Source organism: Allobosea sp. P4_H5 (genome assembly GCF_056400825.1).
Map to the genome: position 1 here is coordinate 115,232 of NZ_JBFUKM010000006.1, position 16,480 is coordinate 131,711.

Genomic DNA, 16,480 nt, shown 5'->3' on the forward strand with positions numbered 1-16,480 from the left:
AGACCAATAATAGGACGTGATTTTCGATGATCTACGAAATGCGCGTGTATCGCTGCCTGCCTGGCCGGCTTCCGGCTTTGCTCGACCGCTTTGACAAAGCCACACTGAAGCTGTGGGAAAAGCACGGCATCCGGCAAGCCGGATTCTTCACCACGCTGATCGGGGAGTCCAATCAGGACCTGACCTATTTCCTGGCTTGGGAATCGCTCGCCGAGCGCGAGACGAAATGGACGGCGTTTGCTACCGATCCTGAGTGGACCGAGGCGCGCACCAAGAGTGAAGCGGACGGCCAGATTGTTGGCAACATCGTCAGCCAGATTTTGGCGCCGACAGCCTTCTCCGCGGTGAAGTAAGCGCCGGGCAGGCGATTGCCCATGCCAGAACAAAAGCAGCAAGGGCGATGTCGCCCTTGCTGTCAGGTGAGTTGAAGCCCCTGCGGCTACGCGGCCGTGGCAACGGTCCGGAGTTCGTCGCCGAGGCCGGTTGGGCTTGTAGTACCCCCGCACGGTGGGCAACCGCCGAGCCAGTTCAACATTCGGCCAACGGCAAGATTGGGCGGAAAGCTACCGCTGCTTTGCCGGACCAATCGGGCGAAGCTGATACCTTCTACGAAGCGGGCTGCGCCTCCGGCATCTTCCAGGTACCGTTCAGGAACACGGCGCGAGGACGGTAGAGCCGGAATGTGTAGTTCCAGCCTTGCGTGATCGGCAGGCAGTTCGCGATCTTGCCGTCGCAGCCGCCGAACTGGATGTCGATCGCGCCATCGGCGCTTGTCTTGCCGGTGATGCTGTTGACCGAATAGGCGTCGTACTCGTTCTTCTGGAAGAAGCCCTTGTCGTTGTAGACGCTGATCGACCAGAACGCGTCGACGGGGACCTCCTTGAGCTTGAGCTTGTAGACCGTCTTGCCGTCGTTCCTGGCCGGGGTGAATGAGGGATAGGACGCGTCCTTGTCAGGGTTGCCGCCCCAGCCGGCTGCCGTGCCGAGCAGGTGCATCACCGGATCGACCTTTCCCTTCGGGCCGAAAGCGTTGGTGAAGCTGCCCGATGATGCGGCGGACAGCCCTTCGAGCGCGTCACGGATCTTCTTCTGTTGCGCCAGGTCCCAGTTCGGGGCCTCGAACTTGCCGGCCGACTTCTGCTCCACCTTCAGCGCATCCTGCAGGGCGTGAACCTGCGCGAGGTCCTTAGCGTCATTGGGATCAACAAGGATACGAACCGCGATGAACACATAGCGGGTACCGACCTTGGCCCTGGTGAGCGTCGTACGGCCCGGCTTGTAGACCACCATCGGGGTGTAATGGTCTTCGCTGATGACCTGCATCGAGACAAAGCGCTTGCCGGCATCGGGAAGCGTGATGGTCACCGGGCCGGCGTCGAGGTCGAAGAGCGCCTGGGAATAGAGCGTATCCCGGTTCATCCGGACCACGGGCTGGTTGTCGATCGGCGTCGGCGTCCTGCTATGGGCGAACTTGCCGAGGGCGCCGGCGTCGGCCGTCTTGCGCATATAGAAATCGCTCTCGGCTCGCTTGAAGTTGTCGAGATTGACCGGAACGGACTGTGCGGACGCCACGCATGGCGCGAGAACCAGGAAACCCAGGCTGTAGACCGACATCATTCGCATCGAACGGTACCTCATTGGTGTCTTTGATCCACGTGCTCGTCGTTACCGCGCAGACAGCGCAGTAGCCTCCGCGGCGCACTCGGAGGCCGAGAGCGGCCGCCTCGCCTTCGCGGCCTTCACTTCCGCTTTCGCGGCTTTGAGATCGGCGAGGAAGGTCGCATCGGTCTGCAGCCGCGCGACGGTCGCCGCGCCCATGATCCGGCCGGCATCGACATCGCTCTGCCAATGCGCGTTGCAGATCACGCGGCTCTGCCCGAATTCGATGCCGCGTTTGAGCAGCGCATCCGCACGCTCGGGATTGATCTGCGCGAAGACGAGCGCCCAGCCCCAGCCCGCAGCCGTGTGGCCGGACGGATAGGAGCCGTCGCTGCGCAGGATCGCCTCCTGATCCGCCCGGCAGGTCGCTTCGTTATGAACCACGAAGGGACGGACCCGGTTGTACTTGTTCTTCACGCCATAGGTGGACAGGCCGAAATCCGAGAGCATCTTCTGCGTCATCGCATAGAGGCGCGGCGTCTGCTTGCCGTCGATCCTGACACCCATCGCGCAGGAGAAGTTGTCGGCGGCCTGCGGAAAGGCGAGGTCGGCGTCGGTATAGGCGAGCTTCGAGCGCGCGGTGTCTCGCAAAGGAATCGTCGCCTTGCGCGCTTCCTCGTCCCGGGCCAGCGCAGCAGAACCCGTCTCCGGCGGCGGGCCGAGCAGGACCAGGCTGTCCGGCAGGTCCGACCGCTTCAGATAGCCCAGCGCGATCTTGAAATGTGGGTCGGTGACCTTGGGCTGCGCTTCGGCCGCTTGCGCCAGAGCCTGCCCGCAGAGCGCGAGCAGCGCCAGCGCGGAAACACCTGCGGTCCGAAGCGCATTCGCAGTCATCGCCATTCCCATTCCTTTCGACATTGCCGAACTCATGAAGGCTCCCGTCAGAACCGGTACGTTGCTGCAACGGCGGGCCCGTGCTGGGTCACGTCGTACGAGAAGCCACCGCTGCGATAATCGACATGGAGCGCCCGGTAGCCGGCTTTCAGCGTCAGGTTTTCACTCCAGGCGTAGTTGACGCTGCCCAGGCCCTGCCAGGTCAGGCGCGAGCCGGCGCCGAAGCCGCCGCCATCTCCTGCGAGCGTCAGGCTCCAAGGACCGCCGAGCTTCACGCCGAGGCGGGCGCCGATGACGGGATCGGCCCACATCTCGGATTGACGGTGGTCGATCCGAAGATTGGCGAAGCCGGGCAGGATCTCGAGCTTGTTGTTCAGGTTCCAGAACCGGACGCCGCCGCCGACATCGAGCGCAAGCACGCTGTCCTCATAGACCCGGTAAAAGACGGAGCCCTGAATAGTGGTGGTCTGCGAGCGCAGCTTCAGCCCCGAAAAGAACGGCCCGGGCAGATTGCCGCCGGTGGTCACCTGCGAGAACTGCCCGTCGACCAGGACGCTCCAGCGGTCGATGCGCATCTCGGCAGATGCCATCAGCGCGCCGTTCAACTCCTTGAGCACGTCCCGGAAGCGCAGGTGGATATCCGCCGCTGGCAGCGGCGGCAGGGTCGCACTCTTGCCGTCGATCGCCGTCGCCCAGACATAGCTGGTCACCGAAAAGCTCGGTCCCGACGTAAGGACGGGAGCCGGCGGCGCGGGGGGCTGCCGGAGATCCGATGCCCAGGCCGGCCCGCACAAGGAAGCCACCATCGAGCCGATGGCGAGATTGCGCGCCGTTGCGCCTGACATTGCTGCTTGTCCCCTGCCTTGCCCGCCCTGACGGCACGTGCGCGAACGCTCCGGCTCAGCAGCACGCAATCGCGGCCCGAACGGCCGGCGACTATCGTTGCGAGCATTTCGTGCATGGGCAGCCCGCCCGTCTTGCCATTTCGCGCCAATCGCGACCGGCTATTCTTTATCCCCGCGGGGCGGAAATCCCCCGAGGACCAGCCTTTTGGCGCTGGTTTCACCGGGATGCGGCCGAACCTGCGTTGCATCGCCGACTGCAGCTATGTCGGAAACAGGAACGTCAACCCCACGCGGGGACCCCAGCCGCGCGGTCCGTTCTTCGGCGCGGCCGCCCAATAGCGCACTCCTGCGGAGAGACTCACCGGTTGCTCACCAAATTTCACAAGCTTCGAAATCTGGACGTTGATGGGCACCGACCATTGTTCGGCCGTCCAGTCATAGGTGCTCTCGGTATTGAGCGTGAACGTCCAGGCGTCCGATGTCCTGTAGGAGATGAAGGGCTGTAGGTAGGTCGCGCTGATGTCTGACCTGCTTCCCTTCCCCGCGACGGACCAGATGTGGTTTGCAAGTGCGCCGACCGTCCATGGCCCTTCCTGCTTCAGAACGACGGCAGTCAGACCCATCCCGAACTTGCCGCCTCCGAGCAGATCGTCGGTCGCCGTCGGAAGYAGGAAGACGGGACCTGCTCCCCAGATGATCCCGCCAGCGGTCGGCTGTTTCGGGGAAATGAAGAAGCTTTGCGTGACGTCTCCAAGACCGGACTGGTTGCCGGAGGGGCCTGCGATGTCGTGCTGCCAGATGATCGGGACGACGGTCCGGGAAATGACATTCCAGTCCTCGTTCAATGAAAACGGGATAACCGGTTGGATATCGAGCGTTTTTCGGTCGCCACGGTTGTTCGGTCCGAAGCCTCGGTCGTAGTTGAACTGGAAGGGCACGCTGATCAGCGCTGACACGGGATTGCTGAGCTTTTTCGCCAGATCGGCAGTCGCGTCCTGTGCCAGTGCGACACCGGTGCCAGTCAAGCCAATGCCTTGACCAACCAATGCGAAGGCCGAGAACACAGCCAGTTGGGAGAGTCTCGACAGCATTCAGGTCTCCTCAATATGCAATCTCAGAGGGCCATCTGCGGATGGCCGAGCAATTCAATGGCGATCAAAATGGCCGGCCAAGCAGGGCTTCGAGCAGCTTGCGGTGACGCTCACTCGCCAAATGATGACTGGAAGGCATGCAAGCCCCGGCTTTGCGAATAGGAAGGCCCCCTTGCCGACTTTCCGTGAGATGGAGGCTCCCGGTCGTGGATGCTCCGTGCGGCGGGTCACTTTCGGATCAGCCGACACGCCCTGTTTGGTGCATAGGCAGGTTGTCGGTCTTGCCATTTTGCGCCACCCGCAAACGGCTATTGTTCACGCTCGCCGGCCGCGAATCCTCGGAAGATTCGGCCTTGTGAAAAGCGTCAACGCGGTGACCGCGGCGAGGTCCGATGGCTGATATCCCCTTGACGCGCGGGCAGTTCCTGCTGCCCTTCGTCAGTATCCTCGACGATATCGGCGCCCCGACGGAGACGCTGCTGGAGCGCTCCCGGCTGCCATCGTCCCTGGCCGAAAAGAGCGAGCTCTATTTGCCGCTTCTGCCGGCGCTGCGTTTCGTCGAGAGCGCCCAGAGAACCCAAGGCATCGAGGATTTCGGCTTTCTCGCCGCCCAGCGCCTGCACTTCTCGCATATGCGGGAAAAGACACGGGCCTTGATCGCGCATTCACCGACACTGCTCGTCGCGCTCCGGCACGCCTGCCATGAGGCGTCACGGGAAGACACCATTCTGAGCATGTGGATCGAACATGACGCGGATCATGTTCGGGTCTGCAGCAGGCTCGCCGGGAAGGGGTTCCTGCATCTGAAATACGCGCAATGGATCCAGAATATCTTCTCGGTCTACATCATCAGGCAATTTGCAGGGCCTGGCTGGATGCCGACGGCGATCGCCTTTGAATCGTCTTATGCGCCAAGCCCGGCGACGCGGTCCTTCTGGCCGAATGTGCGGTTCCTGTCGGGCCAGCATGCCGCCTGGATCAGCCTGCCGATCGCGCTGCTCAGCCTTCCCAACCGTTCGACCCTCTCGTTTGCGCCGACACGCAACCAGGAGGACGGCCCTTCCGCCTACGACATCGTCGAACTGCTCAAGCTGATGCTGCCGGCTTACCTTGACGAGGGAACCACGGCTCTTGCAGACGTCGCCGAGATCGCAGGCGTCAGCACGCGGACGCTTCAGCGCAAGCTCGCCCTCATCGGCCTGTCCTACTCGGACGTCCTCGACACCGTCCGGTACGAGCATGCGAGCCGGCTGCTGCAGGACACCGATTGCAGGATCATCGACGTCGCCTTTTCCTCCGGCTACACCGATCCGGCGCATTTCAGCCGCGCCTTCCGCCGGATGACGGGCATCACGCCGCGCCAGTTTCGCGAGCAATCGCGCCTTGGCTAAACGGCACCGTGTTCGAGAGCGCGCCAGCAGGGGCCGGCGCAGGGCTCTTCCAGGTGACGGCCAGAGCGGCGGCGATCCTCGGCGAGGTCGCCGACCGGATCTCGGTAGATGTTACTACCGATAGTCGTTCAAATGCGCGTAAAGGCATCCGGGGCAAGGCTTCCGCCAATTTTATGCAGCCTGCTCGTTGAATTGACCCAATACCTTGAAGCCACCCGTTGGTTTAAATAGTTTATGGAGCTTCAGAATGGAGCATATCTTGAAGCCCGAGAGCGGCAAGTCTCTCGAGGCAAGCTACAGTGGAACCTCATATACAAACGCAAAAGGCAACGCCGAGTGCGTGGAGTTCATTCAGCAGACTCTCAAAGCGCCGCAGACCAGTGCCTGGAAAGAGGGGCGCAAGGTCACCAAGGACGGCCCCGTGCTTCCGGTGGGCACGGCCATCGCGACATTCGTCGACGGGAAATATCCGCAGACCGGGAGCACCGGCAAGCACGCGGCGATCTATCTGGGGCAGGATGCCGTCGGGATTCAGGTCCTGGATCAATGGCGCGCGCAAGGCGAAGTCAGACGTCGTACAATTCGCTGGACACCGACAAAATCGGGATTGAGCAACGACGGCAACGCGTTTTCAGCGATCGAATGGTAGCGAGGCGATAGCGGCATGAGCAGGATTCTAGTTGCAGCAGGACTGTTCGTGGTCCTCGCCGGCGAGGCGGTCGCAGCGCCGCAATGCCCGTCCGAAGTGGACACGCAGCAGCAGCTCACGGCGGCAGTTCCGGGCTGGCGCGACCTGCGCAGCAAAACGCCGCATCGCTTCAGCCAGGTCACCTTCTATGACGGCCAGCCGGCCGAGCAGGTCAGTTTGGCCCCGGATGCGACAAGGAAAGTTAGGGATCGCGAGGTCTCGACCTGGCGGTTCGCAAGCACATCGGAGCGCCGGATCTGGATCGAATGCGGCTATGCCGGCACCTCGATCTCATTGGCCCAGGAGCTTCCGGCTGGCACGAAAAGCTGTTCCGTCAGCTATAATTCCGAGGTCCGTCTGTCGGGCCTGCCGCGGATCGAGCAGCTGGAGTGCAAGTAAAGGCCTTCGGCAAGGCATCATTCGGGAGCCCGTCTCGAAAACCACTCCGGCAAGTCGGCAGATGCTGTTTTAGAGAACCGGACCGCAGCTGACCATCGAACCGAAAAGCAAAATCTGCTTTTCGGAGAAGTTCGACGCGATGCCAATGCGATAGATTCTCGCGATGGCGCCCGTTTGGACCCGCGATGACCTAATGCGCTCGCGCCTCTCACCTGCGCTTAAGTTTTGAACAACAGTTTACGAATTAGAAACATCGCTGATTCTCTCTTCAGTTGAGTTTGCACGCTCCGAGTCGCGTCCATGTGGCGTAGCTGACCACGTTGAGACACCGTCGACCGGGGGGTGACAATTGACGATGGGAACCGTGAAGGACGGCACAGCCGCTCGCAACTATCGCCGATCCTTGTTGTTCACGACGGCGCTCGCCACGCTGATCTGCGCGATCTCCGGCACACGGCCAGCCAGCGCGCAATCAGTAACGGGCGGAGGCGATCTGGTTCCCGGCCCCGCACAAACGCCGAACTGGAATGTCGGCAGCGATCTTAGGGTTGGAGATACCGGCACTGGTCAGCTCGATATCACAGCTGGCGGAACGGTGGTGAATGATCTCGGCTACATCGCCTTCGGCTTGGGCAGTGCTGGCACAGTCACTGTTTCAGGGGCCGACGGCAGCGGCAATCGGTCGACCTGGACCAATTCGAGCGACCTCGTCATCGGCCAGGCAGGAACCGGCTCGCTGACGATCGCCGACGGCGGTGTCGTCAATAATCGGGACGGCTACATCGGCGCCGGCTCGACGGCTGACGGGACAGTCACCGTTTCGGGCGTCGGCAGCAACGGCAGCGCCTCGACATGGACCAATGCCGGCGATCTCTATGTCGGGTACGACGGAGCCGGAACACTGAACATTCTGGCTGGCGGCCGGGTTTCAAACATCACCGGCAGCATCAATAGCAACAGCGCCGCGCTGGTCAGCGGACAGGGCTCATCCTGGCAGAACAGCGGCCGACTGACCGTCGGTGGGTTCTCTGCCGGAACCCTGCGCGTCGAAGGCGGTGCGACGGTTTCGAGCGCGGACGGCATCGTCGGCGGTAGTGCCCAAGGCAGTGCCGTGCTGACCGGCACAGGCACGACATGGACCAATACCGGGCAATTCACCGTCGGTAGCTTCGGCGAGGGCACCTTGCGTATCGAAGACGGCGCCACCGTCACCAGCAATCAGGGCTATATCGGCGCCAACGACACAGGTACCGTCACGGTGACCGGAGCGGGGTCGAAATGGTCGATGTCGCCGTACAGCCTGACCATCGGCAATATCGGCACCGGCTCGCTGACGGTCGAGAACGGCGGGCTGGTTCGCACTGAAGGCGGTGTCCTGCTCGGCGTTGCCTCGGGTTCCGGCGGGACGTTGCTTCTGCAGGGCTCCACGAACAATCGCGGCGTTCTGGAAACCAGCCGGATCTTCGCTGGCGATGGCACGGTAAGCGTCACGTTCAACGGCGGCCTGCTGCGTGCGACAGACGACAACTCCAATTTCTTCGCGGGTTTCGACACGCGCACCATCACCATCGGCGCGAATGGCGCCATCATCGACACGAATGGCCATGACATCGGCATCTCTACGACCTTCACCGGCGCAGGAGCCCTGATCAAGGATGGCCTAGGCAAGCTGACGCTGACTGGCGACAGCGGTTCGACCTTCACCGGTGCCGGCAGTGTCGTGGCGGGCACTCTCGCCGTGAACGGCATCCTCGGCGGGACGATCGAGGTCATCGGCGGCCGCCTGCAGGGCATCGGCGCGGTCGGGACCACGACCAATCAGCCAGGGGGCACGATCGCGCCGGGCAATTCGATCGGCACGTTGACCATCAACGGCGACTATGTCGGGAATGGCGGCCGGCTCGAGATCGAAACCGTGCTCGGTGGCGATGCCTCGCCATCGGACCGTCTCGTCATCACCGGCAGCACCTCCGGGACCACCACGGTCAGGGTGGTGAACCAGGGAGGGACTGGCGCAGGAACAGTCGAAGGCATCAAGATCATCGATGTCGGCGGAGCCTCGAACGGCACCTTCTCCCTGCAGGGCGACTACGTCTTCCAGGGGCAACAGGCCGTCATCGCCGGCGCCTATGCTTATACCCTGCACAAGAACGGCGTCCGCACGCCGAATGACGGCGACTGGTATCTGCGCTCGGCCTATACCGTGTCTTCTGATTCCGGCTCGTCGTCGACCGGATCGTCCGGGGACGGCACCGGCTCGGCGACGGGATCGCCCGGAGTAATCATCTCCCCGATCTATCAGCCGGGCGCTCCGCTCTACGAAGCCTATGGGCAAGTGCTGCAGAGCATGAACCGGTTGCAGACGTTGCGCCAGCGCGTCGGCGAGCGCTTCAACGGCCAGCCGGGTGCCTCCTCGCCCGCAACCGGGCGCGGGATCTGGGCGCGCATCGACGGCGCTCACGACCGTGTGACGCCGGCCTTTTCGAGCAGCAGCGCCGGTTACAAGATCGATAGCTGGCGGCTGCAGGCCGGTGTCGACGGGCAGGTGCTCGCCAGCGACGCCGGCATCCTGGTGGGCGGGCTCTCGCTGCACCATGGCGAAGCGCTGGCTGATGTCTCCTCGATCTTCGGGCGTGGCAAGATCGCCTCGCGCGGCAGCGGTTTCGCCGGCACACTGACCTGGTATGGGTCGAGCGGCTTCTATGCCGATGCCCAGGCGCAGCTCAGCTGGTTCGACAGCGATCTGTCCTCGACCACGACCGGGCGCCGGCTCGCCAAGGGCAAGGCCGGCTTTGGCTCCGTTCTGGGGCTGGAACTTGGGCAGCGCTTCGCGCTTGCCGGCGGCTGGTCGCTGACGCCACAGGCTCAGTTGAGTTATGCCCGCATCGATGCCGACAGCTTCGTCGATCCGTTCGGAGCCCGTGTCTCCCTCAGCGACGGCGATAGCCTGCGCGGCCGCCTCGGCTTCTCGGCCGACTATCGGACGAGCTGGCGCAACAGTATCGGCCAGAAGGTCGATATGGCCTTTTACGGCATCGCCAACCTGCACTACGAGTTTCTCGACGGGGTGACGGCAATGGTCGCAGACCTCCGCTTGACCAGCCGCGAGGAACGGCTCCAGGGCGGGCTCGGCCTCGGCGCGAAATACGCATGGGATCGTTATGCGCTCTATGGCGAGGTCGAGGCGCGCACCAGTCTCGCCCATTTCGCCGACAGCCATAGCATCACCGGGCGGGCCGGGCTCAGGGTCAGCTGGTAGAGAGCTCACTCTGGCCGCAAACCATATGCAGCCTGCGGTCGACTGAGCGCTGGTTGCCACTTCAGCCACTTGCCGCTTCCAGCCCGGGGCCGGCCAGGCGCTCCCATGCCGAAACGGGCGGATTACGGGCGCTGGGCCCTCAAGAGCATGGTGCGGACGGCGGGGATCGAACCCGCATGCCGTTTCCGGCGAGGCATTTTAAGTGCCTTGCGTCTACCAGTTTCGCCACGTCCGCGCGGCGAGACTGGTTAGCGATACCAGCGCCCGGCGACAAGCGCCGGTTGCGCACGTCCGCTCAGCGCCGATGCGCCGGCTTGTACCATTCGACCCCGTCCGGATCGACATAGAGCCCCGGTGCGACGTCGGAGCCGATCTTCTTCTCCTGCATCGGCACACGCACCGTGTCGTCGCGGTCGCCGCGGCGGACATAGGGGCCGCTCGCCTGCTGGCTGTGCTGGCCGCGCCCGCCATCGCCGCCGCCCATCACCGCCCGGCGGGCCGCGACCTTGTCGTCGAGCGCCGCGACTTGGCGCGCCGAGAAGGCGACTCTGGCCGTCCCCTCGATGATTGGCAGCGCCTTGCCCGCGGAGCCTTCGCCGGTGACGCGAATGCCGACGAAGCGCGGCACGTAAGTCTGTCCGCCGCCGCCGCGCGCCAGCGCGTCCCAGCCGCCGGTGGTCGAGACCTGGGCACCGCAGCGCTTATGGGCGCGCTCGCAGGCGCTGCGCGAGGCATAGCGCGGCGCCTTCTGCTCGAATTCGGCGCGGGCATTGCGATAGGCGTGCTCGCACTGCTCGGCCGAGAGCTTGCCGGCTTCGATGCATTCGTCGCGGCGGACATAGGTCTGGCCGGCGGCCTGGGCGGCGAGATCGGCAGGCGCAAGGGCGATCCCGGCCACGGCGAAGGCCGCCGCGCGGGCGAAGACAAGGGGAAGAAGCGTGATCATGCGGCTTCCCTGAGCATGCGATTGTGGCGTCACAGCAGCGGCCTCATCGTGATGGCGAGCTCGCGCGTGCCACCATAATCGATCTTGCCGTTGCCGAGCACCGGAATCGTGGCGGTGACGAGAATGGCCTTGGGCAGCCATAATTCCGGAAAACCCTGGCGCTTGGCCTCGTCCTGCAGCGCCTTCTTCTCGGCATCGGGCTTTTCGGTGACGAGGACGAGCTGCTCGCCCTTCCGCAGATCCGGCAGCGCCACGACCACGTGATTGTGACCGGGCCATAAGCCAGCGACCATCGATTCGACCGCCGCCAGCGAGACCATCTCGCCGCCGAGCTTGGCGAAGCGCTTGGCCCGGCCCTTGATCGCGACGAAGCCGTCATCGACCGTGACGATGTCGCCGGTGTCGTGCCAGCCGCCCTCCGGCGGCACGATCGCGCCGGGATTGTCGGCGTTGAGATAGCCGAGCATCACGTTCGGCCCCTTCACGCAGAGCCGCCCGCCCTCGGTGATGCCCTCGACGGGCTCGAGCCTGGCCGTGATGCCGGGCAGGAGCCGCCCGACCGTGCCCTCGCGCATCGCCACCGGCGTATTGCAGGCCAGCACCGGCGAGCACTCGGTGCAGCCATAGCCTTCGAGGATGGTGGTACCATAGGGCTCCCACATCCGGCGTGTCTCAGGCTTCACCCGCTCGGCCCCGGCTACGACATAGCGCACGCTCTTGAGGTCACCCTCATCCGCAGCGCGCGCGTACCCCTGCAAGAACGTGTCGGTGGCGAACAGGAAGGTCGCGCCGGTCTCCCCGATCAGCTTGGGCACCTGCTTGTAATGCAGCGGGCTCGGATAGAGCACGACCTTCATGCCGTGGATCAGCGGCATCAGCAGCGCCGCCGTCAGCCCGAAGGAGTGGAAGGCCGGCAGCGGGTTCATGACGATGTCGCGCTCGCTGAGAAAGCCGGCAGCGAGCTGGAAGATCTGGTTGGCGTTCGAGACCAGATTGGCATGGCTGAGCACCACGCCTTTGGGCTTGCCCTCGGTGCCGGAGGTGAACAGCACGACCGCCGGATCGTCGGCCCTGGCCGCATGGCTGCGAAGGGCCAGCCCGGGCGCCAGCGAGGCGAGCGCGCCGAGCGCCTTGTCGAGGCTGGTCAGCTCCTTGCGGACATCTTCGAGATAGATCACTCGCCGCCCCGGCGTGAGTGCCTCAACGATATCGTCGAGCTTGGCCTGGTCGATGAAGCGGCGCGAGGTGACGATGGTCGAGATCGGCCCGATCTCGCAGGCGGCGGTGAGGTTCTTCAGGCCCGCGGTGAAGTTGAGCAGCGCCGGCACGCGGCCGAAGGCCGAGAGCCCGAACAGCGTCACCGCCATGCCCTGCACGTTTGGCAGCATCAACCCGACCTTTTCGCCGGGCCTGGTCAGCGCCGAAAGCTTGCGGCCGAGCACCAGCGCGCCCAGCACCAGATTGCCATAGCTGAGCGGCTTGCGCTCGGGATCCTCCAGCGCGATGCGGCTCTTGCCGTGCCTGCCGGCGGCAGCCAGCAGCGCCTGGAACAGCGTCGTCCGGGCGCCTTCGACGTCGAAGGGCTGTGCCGGCAGTTCGATCGCGGCCATTCGGCTCGTGCTCCCCTTGTCGTTCCTCTTGCCCGCAACCTAAGGCCAATGGGCGGCGATACAATGCGCCGACGGCAACTTCCCCAGCGTTACCCAACCCGCTAGGGTTGTGCCGCCACTGGAGGCTGCCGCGATGCCTCGACTGCGCCTGCTCCTGTCATCGCTTCTCATTGTGACAGCCGGATTCGTCGCTGGCGGCGCATTCGCGCAGCCGCGCATCGAATGGGAAATCGCCAACCGCTTCCGTCTGTTCCGCGACGAGGCGCAATTCCGCAAGTTGGCCGAGATCTATGCCGCCCTCCCTTCAGCCGACCGGCGCGAGCGTCCAGCCTTCGCCTTCGAGGATGCGATGCAGCGCGCCGCAGCCGCGCGCATGCTCGGGCCGGCCTTCGGCGATCCGTGAGCATCGCGCGCTGGGGCTGGACCTCGGCGGTCACGCGCCGGACCTGCTTCCAGAACGGCAATCGCGGCCATTGGCAATGCCCGCTCGATACCGGCGACCAGTTCATGGAGCCACGCGTCGCCGATGTGCTCGTGCGGCTCGCCGAGCTGCCGCCGTCGCTCGCCGGCAAGACCTGCCGCTGGACGGCCGGCGAGCTTGCCGTAGCCGCTTCCTGTTCCGGGGAGGCCAGGCTGGCGCGCCGCGCCTTCGGCGAGCCGTTCGACATCGCGGTCAGCGCCGAGAATGCACCCCTCGCCGAAGCCAAAGCGGTCAAGCTGCGCCACATCGCCATCGCCGGCTTCGGCGATTCCTTCTCCTCGGGCGAAGGCAATCCCGACCGGCCGGCCGAGTTCGTCGACGACGGCATCAACACCTACCGGAATTCCTCGCCGCTGCCCGATCGGCCCGGCTTCCGCAATTATCCGCGGCGGCGCGGCGCGACCGACAGCTCGCTGGGCGGCGCAGCCGCGGCGATCTGGCTCAACGCGCAATGCCACCGCTCGCTCTATTCGCAGCATGTCCGCGCCGCACTCGTCCTGGCTTTGGCCCATCGCGACGTGGCGGTGACGCTGACGCCCTATAGCTGCACCGGGGCGGAGGTGAGCGCCGGGCTCCTCAGCTATTACGCGGCGCGCGACGATGTCGGCGATGCCGTTTACGATGCCTCGCCGCAATTGATGCGCTACTGGCGCGACTATTGCCGCAGCTTCGCCGGCTATAACCGCTTCGACGACGAGGGCTCAGGCTTCGACTGGCGCCGCGACCTCCCGCGCTGCAGCCAGCCGCGCGCCATGAAACCCGATGCGGTCCTGCTCAGCATCGGCGGCAACGACATCGGCTTCTCCAGCGTCATCGCCGAGGAGGTGATCGGGCGCGGCCGCTTCGGCCTGCGCATCGGCCTGCTCTACAAGCTCTGGCTCAGCCAGATCGACACCAAGACCTTCGCCGAGGCGCGCCGGGCCGTCGACGAGGTGATCCCGGCGCGCATCCGCGAGCTCTCCGCAGCCTTCGAGAAACATCTCGATGTCCCGGCTTCGGCCATCGTCCAGACCGCCTATCCGCAGATCACGCGCGGCGAGAGCGGCCCTTGCGGCGTCAGCACCACCGGCATGGACGTGCACCGCATCCTCGCGATCAGCAAGGAGAGCACGGGCAGCGAGGCAGCGTCGTTCGTCCCCCATCTCAACCGCGGCATCGCCGCCGCGATCGCCACCCTGCCCGAGGCGCGGCGCTGGCGTTTCGTCGATGCCCATGTCGAGCGCTTCGCCGGTCATGCTCTGTGCTCGGCCGGAGCACCCGCCGACGCGCCAGACCGTGTGGTCTCCGGCGCCATGCGCTTTCCGACCTGGAATTTCGTCCAGCGCCGCTGGGAGCCGTTCGCACCGAGCGCCTGGCGGGCCTATCGCCCGCGCCAGCGCTGGTTCGTCACACCCAACGACTCGTTCCTGACCGGGCACTATATGCGTATCGGCACCATCGAAGGCTCCGACACCACCGATCCGCTCAGCCCGGAGCAGCCGCTTTTCGCTGCCACGCTTGGCGGCTCCTTCCATCCCAACGCCAGCGGCCATGCCACGATCGCCGATGCGACCATTCCCGTACTGCGCGAGGTGCTAGGCCTTCCACAGCCTTGAACCCTTTTCTGGCGCATGACCGAGATGCGCCGGGCGCGATAACCATGCTGCACCGCAGCGAGAATCGCCGCAAAATCGCCCCCGGTTCAACGATCCCGAAACGCCGACGCTGCAATCGCTGAAATTTGACGAAGAAGCCGTTCATCACGTCGTGCTGTCGTCATTGAGATCGGGTATGTTTATCGCTATCTCCGGTTGCGGAGCTGGGGATTGCAGCCGTGCCGACCATTTCGAAACAGATCATCGCCGCTGCTGCCTTGGCAGCGGCTTCCGTCGCACTCGCCTCGCCGGCGAGCGCCGCGGGATTCTGGGAGACGTTGTTCGGCGTCCCGCAGCGGCCGACCTATGCGCCTGCCCCCGACAATCCGCTGCATATGACGGTGCGGCCGAAGCGCAAGAAGGCCACGGCCACGCTCGACGCAGGCAAGGACGGGCCGAAACCGAAGCTCGTCAAGCCGATGGAATATGCCAACGACCCGTTCTGGTACCTCAAGGACGAGACGCTGAAGAAGGGCGACATCGTCGTCCTGAAGGATCGCGTCGTGATCTTCGACGGCGGCACCCGTGGTTATGCCAACTTCGCCAGTTTCCAGTCGAGCCCACTGCTCTCGGCCAAGGCCAAGAGCCAGCTCAAATACCTGGTCTCGACCCCGCGGGACAACCACACCGTCTGGGAGCCGGTCCAGTCGATCTCGGATCGCAACACCAGCGCATCGGCCGAGCTCTCCGAGCGCACGCGCTGAGCCTCGGGGCCAGGCCAGCTCGATCGCATTCCCGTCGCATTGATACCTTCGAACGGTCAGACCTCGGACAGAGGCTGACCGGATTTCGGCTCTAGCCTTGCTCCGCATCGGGCGTTTGCCCCTCCCTCCAGCGATGGAAAGGAGCCAATGATGCGCAAGCTCGCCAGAGTCGCATGCCTGTCCTTCGCGCTGGTCGCGGTGCGGCCGCGTCGCAGGACCTGCCGCCATCCCTCCCCGGATCCGAGCATCCCGGCCTGGAGGAGCCCTCCGCGATCCGCACTGCAACGGTGATCGAGCGTCGCTCGCTGCCGCCGCAATTGCGCGTGCAGGTCGATAGCACCATCGCCCAGACCAGCCCCGACGACCTGCGCCAGCTCAGGCAGGCGATCGAGACCATCCCCGCCGCCACCCGGGCCCTTCAGGCCAGAGGCATGAACGCAGCCGCGGTGATCGCGGTCGCCGTCGATGAGGACGGCGATCTGACCCTGATCGCCGAAGAATCGATCTGAAGAACCAGACCATCCGCGGGATGCCGGCCGCACGGCCGACGCGTTTCCATGGGCAGTCCGGCGCTCCTGCCCGTTCCTGCGCAGCGCCGTACCGAAAGGATCGATCATGAAGCTCACTGAAGCACACATCGACAGCGCCCTGCACCAGATCGAGGCCCAGGCGATTCCGGAGAACCATCCCGCCACGGTGCAGCTCGGCGAGCTGTTCGGCGATCACACCTTCTTTCTCGACGCCGGCGGGCTGACCATCATCGAGCCGGTCAAGACGGATGGAGCCGCCGAAGCGATGGGCCGCGTGGTCAAGCTCGCCAGATGGGGCGACGAGACCCGCAGGAACCTGTCGCCGCATGAGCCGGAATATACCGACGTCGTGGTCGCGCTCGACAAGGCGGCCTGACGTCGTCCGACACCATCATGCTTGCCGCAAGGC

General features: G+C 64.7%; 16 protein-coding genes and 1 tRNA gene. 10 read left to right on the forward strand and 7 right to left on the reverse strand.

Annotated elements, in window-relative coordinates; genetic code table 11:
- Positions 1-26: 26 nt before the first annotated feature.
- Positions 27-353 (forward strand): NIPSNAP family protein, encoded by a 327-nt coding sequence (locus tag AC1DS0_RS14110; RefSeq protein WP_476814935.1) that lies wholly within the window; start codon positions 27-29, stop codon positions 351-353.
- Between the two features lie 253 nt (positions 354-606).
- Here AC1DS0_RS14110 and AC1DS0_RS14115 read toward each other — a convergent pair whose 3' ends face one another.
- The 4 genes from AC1DS0_RS14115 to AC1DS0_RS14130 all read right to left on the reverse strand — a co-directional run bounded on the left by AC1DS0_RS14115 (position 607) and on the right by AC1DS0_RS14130 (position 4,429).
- On the reverse strand, positions 607-1,614 hold the full coding sequence (locus AC1DS0_RS14115; RefSeq protein WP_476814936.1) for a DUF1254 domain-containing protein: 1,008 nt from the start codon (positions 1,612-1,614) through the stop codon (positions 607-609).
- A gap of 51 nt (positions 1,615-1,665) precedes the next feature.
- The gene (locus AC1DS0_RS14120) at positions 1,666-2,499 is read right to left on the reverse strand and encodes an acid phosphatase (RefSeq protein ID WP_476814937.1); all 834 of its coding nucleotides are present in this window, start codon (positions 2,497-2,499) and stop codon (positions 1,666-1,668) included.
- Positions 2,500-2,540: 41 nt separating this feature from the next.
- On the reverse strand, positions 2,541-3,203 hold the full coding sequence (locus AC1DS0_RS14125) for a hypothetical protein (protein ID WP_476814938.1): 663 nt from the start codon (positions 3,201-3,203) through the stop codon (positions 2,541-2,543).
- A 395-nt stretch (positions 3,204-3,598) separates the two neighbouring features.
- The gene (locus AC1DS0_RS14130) at positions 3,599-4,429 is read right to left on the reverse strand and encodes a transporter (RefSeq protein WP_476814939.1); all 831 of its coding nucleotides are present in this window, start codon (positions 4,427-4,429) and stop codon (positions 3,599-3,601) included.
- A 392-nt stretch (positions 4,430-4,821) separates the two neighbouring features.
- Here AC1DS0_RS14130 and AC1DS0_RS14135 point away from each other — a divergent pair, with 392 nt between their 5' ends.
- The 4 genes from AC1DS0_RS14135 to AC1DS0_RS14150 all read left to right on the forward strand — a co-directional run bounded on the left by AC1DS0_RS14135 (position 4,822) and on the right by AC1DS0_RS14150 (position 10,166).
- Positions 4,822-5,820: a helix-turn-helix transcriptional regulator gene (locus AC1DS0_RS14135; protein WP_476814940.1), complete on the forward strand. Its 999-nt coding sequence runs from the start codon at positions 4,822-4,824 to the stop codon at positions 5,818-5,820.
- A 247-nt stretch (positions 5,821-6,067) separates the two neighbouring features.
- Positions 6,068-6,469, forward strand: a complete 402-nt coding sequence (locus tag AC1DS0_RS14140; RefSeq protein WP_476814941.1) for a BPSL0067 family protein — start codon at positions 6,068-6,070, stop codon at positions 6,467-6,469.
- A gap of 15 nt (positions 6,470-6,484) precedes the next feature.
- Positions 6,485-6,907: an STY0301 family protein gene (locus AC1DS0_RS14145; RefSeq protein ID WP_476814942.1), complete on the forward strand. Its 423-nt coding sequence runs from the start codon at positions 6,485-6,487 to the stop codon at positions 6,905-6,907.
- A 355-nt stretch (positions 6,908-7,262) separates the two neighbouring features.
- Positions 7,263-10,166 carry an autotransporter family protein gene (locus AC1DS0_RS14150; protein ID WP_476815171.1) on the forward strand — a complete coding sequence of 968 codons (2,904 nt, stop codon included), beginning with the start codon at positions 7,263-7,265 and terminating at the stop codon, positions 10,164-10,166.
- Between the two features lie 148 nt (positions 10,167-10,314).
- Here AC1DS0_RS14150 and AC1DS0_RS14155 read toward each other — a convergent pair.
- From AC1DS0_RS14155 to AC1DS0_RS14165, 3 genes are all read right to left on the reverse strand, one after another.
- Positions 10,315-10,401: transfer RNA gene (locus AC1DS0_RS14155), tRNA-Leu, on the reverse strand.
- 60 nt (positions 10,402-10,461) lie between these two features.
- Positions 10,462-11,112 carry a DUF1190 domain-containing protein gene (locus AC1DS0_RS14160; protein WP_476814943.1) on the reverse strand — a complete coding sequence of 217 codons (651 nt, stop codon included), beginning with the start codon at positions 11,110-11,112 and terminating at the stop codon, positions 10,462-10,464.
- 29 nt (positions 11,113-11,141) lie between these two features.
- A complete protein-coding gene (locus AC1DS0_RS14165) occupies positions 11,142-12,722 on the reverse strand; it encodes an AMP-binding protein (protein ID WP_476814944.1) in 1,581 nt (526 codons plus the stop codon).
- Between the two features lie 133 nt (positions 12,723-12,855).
- Between AC1DS0_RS14165 and AC1DS0_RS14170 the strand changes: the two genes are divergently transcribed.
- From AC1DS0_RS14170 to AC1DS0_RS14190, 5 genes are all read left to right on the forward strand, one after another.
- Positions 12,856-13,125 (forward strand): hypothetical protein, encoded by a 270-nt coding sequence (locus AC1DS0_RS14170; protein WP_476814945.1) that lies wholly within the window; start codon positions 12,856-12,858, stop codon positions 13,123-13,125.
- Complete coding sequence (locus AC1DS0_RS14175; RefSeq protein WP_476814946.1) at positions 13,122-14,798, forward strand: SGNH/GDSL hydrolase family protein; 1,677 nt, start codon at positions 13,122-13,124, stop codon at positions 14,796-14,798. Before AC1DS0_RS14170 ends, AC1DS0_RS14175 begins: the two co-directional genes overlap by 4 nt.
- A 218-nt stretch (positions 14,799-15,016) precedes the next feature.
- A complete protein-coding gene (locus AC1DS0_RS14180; protein ID WP_476814947.1) occupies positions 15,017-15,541 on the forward strand; it encodes a hypothetical protein in 525 nt (174 codons plus the stop codon).
- A 173-nt stretch (positions 15,542-15,714) separates the two neighbouring features.
- Positions 15,715-16,050 carry a hypothetical protein gene (locus AC1DS0_RS14185; RefSeq protein WP_476814948.1) on the forward strand — a complete coding sequence of 112 codons (336 nt, stop codon included), beginning with the start codon at positions 15,715-15,717 and terminating at the stop codon, positions 16,048-16,050.
- A 106-nt stretch (positions 16,051-16,156) separates the two neighbouring features.
- Positions 16,157-16,447: a hypothetical protein gene (locus tag AC1DS0_RS14190; protein ID WP_476814949.1), complete on the forward strand. Its 291-nt coding sequence runs from the start codon at positions 16,157-16,159 to the stop codon at positions 16,445-16,447.
- Positions 16,448-16,480: the final 33 nt, after the last annotated feature.

What these genes read in the sequence shown, in the direction of transcription:
- AC1DS0_RS14110 (WP_476814935.1), top strand. Translation starts at nt 27, where the DNA reads ATGATCTACGAAATGCGCGTGTATCGCTGCCTGCCTGGCCGGCTTCCG.
- AC1DS0_RS14115 (WP_476814936.1), bottom strand. Translation starts at nt 1,614, where the DNA reads ATGTCGGTCTACAGCCTGGGTTTCCTGGTTCTCGCGCCATGCGTGGCG.
- AC1DS0_RS14120 (WP_476814937.1), bottom strand. Translation starts at nt 2,499, where the DNA reads ATGGCGATGACTGCGAATGCGCTTCGGACCGCAGGTGTTTCCGCGCTG.
- AC1DS0_RS14135 (WP_476814940.1), top strand. Translation starts at nt 4,822, where the DNA reads ATGGCTGATATCCCCTTGACGCGCGGGCAGTTCCTGCTGCCCTTCGTC.
- AC1DS0_RS14140 (WP_476814941.1), top strand. Translation starts at nt 6,068, where the DNA reads ATGGAGCATATCTTGAAGCCCGAGAGCGGCAAGTCTCTCGAGGCAAGC.
- AC1DS0_RS14145 (WP_476814942.1), top strand. Translation starts at nt 6,485, where the DNA reads ATGAGCAGGATTCTAGTTGCAGCAGGACTGTTCGTGGTCCTCGCCGGC.
- AC1DS0_RS14150 (WP_476815171.1), top strand. Translation starts at nt 7,263, where the DNA reads ATGGGAACCGTGAAGGACGGCACAGCCGCTCGCAACTATCGCCGATCC.
- AC1DS0_RS14160 (WP_476814943.1), bottom strand. Translation starts at nt 11,112, where the DNA reads ATGATCACGCTTCTTCCCCTTGTCTTCGCCCGCGCGGCGGCCTTCGCC.
- AC1DS0_RS14165 (WP_476814944.1), bottom strand. Translation starts at nt 12,722, where the DNA reads ATGGCCGCGATCGAACTGCCGGCACAGCCCTTCGACGTCGAAGGCGCC.
- AC1DS0_RS14170 (WP_476814945.1), top strand. Translation starts at nt 12,856, where the DNA reads ATGCCTCGACTGCGCCTGCTCCTGTCATCGCTTCTCATTGTGACAGCC.
- AC1DS0_RS14185 (WP_476814948.1), top strand. Translation starts at nt 15,715, where the DNA reads ATGCCTGTCCTTCGCGCTGGTCGCGGTGCGGCCGCGTCGCAGGACCTG.
- AC1DS0_RS14190 (WP_476814949.1), top strand. Translation starts at nt 16,157, where the DNA reads ATGAAGCTCACTGAAGCACACATCGACAGCGCCCTGCACCAGATCGAG.